This window comes from Nitrospirota bacterium (assembly GCA_020846775.1).
Classification (GTDB): Bacteria; Nitrospirota; 9FT-COMBO-42-15; order HDB-SIOI813; family HDB-SIOI813; genus RBG-16-43-11.
On sequence record JADLDG010000132.1, the window covers coordinates 1 to 1,797 of the forward strand.

General features: G+C 63.6%; 1 protein-coding gene. It reads right to left on the reverse strand.

The window, feature by feature from the left end; translation table 11 throughout:
* The coding region (locus IT392_13635) for a hypothetical protein (protein ID MCC6545513.1) at nucleotides 1-1,641 on the reverse strand (1,641 nt) is incomplete at its 3' end.
* Between the last annotated feature and the right edge of the window lie 156 nt (nucleotides 1,642-1,797).

The following is a 1,797-nucleotide window of genomic DNA, read 5'->3' on the forward strand; positions in this document are numbered from 1 at the left end:
ACCCTGCACGAGCGCGGGATCGACGCCGCTCTGGATGTGCGCGTTGAAGTCGAAGTGGAAGCTCCCGCTGCAATCCCAAGCCGGCGGCAGCGAGCCGCCCGACGCGAGCAGCGGCGATCGCTTCAACGGCGGCGCCACGCACAGGGCTCCGCCGCCGAAGGGGACCAGCGTTTGGCCGGAGACGCTGTAGGTCAGGAGCCCGTTCTTGCGATTGATCACACCGTTGGCGTGGACGTCGAAGGGGAGCGCGGAGCTCGAACTCGCCGTGCCGGCGCCGTTGATGGCCGGGATACATCCGATCGAGCTCGTCTTCGGCACGCAGTAGGTGAACGCGCCCGCGGGCGGGCACTCGCGGACCATCACGTCGGTCGTGAAGCTGTTCGTGTCGCCGCCCTGGATCAGGTTGTTCGCATCGCTGTCGAAGGCGACGCACGTCCCGTCGGGCGAGATCGACGGGCGCAGGCACTGATTGTTCGCGTGCACGCCAGTGGTGCTTTGGCTGACGAGCGTGGTGGTGTGGAGCCAGGCGTCGTGGATGAAGATGTCCCATCCATTGCCGTCGCCGACGAAGAAGTTCTTCGCAGCACTTTCGAAAGCGATAAAGCGGCCGTTGGCTGAGATGCGCGCACGGCTGGACTCCAGATCGCCTTGAACCCCGCTCGAGCTGACACTCACTCGGCTCGTGGTGCCAAGGGTCCGATCGCGGACGAATACGTCCGGTCTATTGTTCGTGTCGCCCGTCACGAGGTTTGTGGCACCGCTAACAAAACCAACGAACCGACCATCCGCTGAAATGCAATCGACGCCGCTGTGCGAATTTGAAGATCCTCCACCGTTGGTAAGGGTGAGAATCGACAGCGATCCACTCAGCCGGTCGTAGACGAACCCATCGCTGAATCCATTGGCGTCGCCTACCACCAAGTTAGAAGCGCTGCTACCAAACGCGACACACCGCCCGTCAGCCGAAATAACTGGATCGCCAGATATTGCATTCCCTGTACCACTGCCAAGACCCGCGCTGAGACATACAGCTGTGCCGAGTGTCTGATCGTACAGGAAGACATCGGATGTGTTGTTCGTGTCGCCGGGCGTGAGGTTCGTGGCAAAGCTCCAGAAGACCACAAACCGGCCATCGGCAGACATCGAACCGCCAAACGAGCCACCGCCCGCACTGCCCTGTTGCCCAACGTCACCGACACTCACGCGCCGGGTTTGTCCGGTGATGCGATCGCGCACGAACACGTCCGGAGCGCCGTTCGTGTCGGGCGTGACCAGGTTGAACGCATCCGATGAGAAGGAAACGTATCGCCCGTCTGGAGTGATGTCCCCGCAGGTGCTCGCGGCGTTACCTTTGATGGCGCTCGACGACACGCTGACGAGTTCGAGTGTTTGGACTGCCCGATCGCGGACATACACGTCGGAGATCGTGTCCCCGTCGGCAGCCATCAGTGACCACTGACTCGAAAACGCGATGAGTCGACCGTCCGTCGAAAGGCAGTTGCGATATCCGGTTCTCGATGGCCACGCCGCCTGCACGCCTGCGTCGTCGTAGGAGACGACCATGGTTGAGCACGACTGGGGACTTGCCTTCGCTGGCGCTTCCAGTGCACCGACCGCGAGGACGATGCCGAGCGCTGCCAACGATCGCCGCGGCGGTCGGTCCGGGCGGCTCCGCGCGGTCTCCGTCCTTTCGGCTCGCATGCGATCGACGACCCCGTCCACGACGGTACCACGTCGGCCGGGATCTCGGGGGAATGCGGGGAGCGAGCTCGGCGCCACCGCCCGCGGCGACGAACC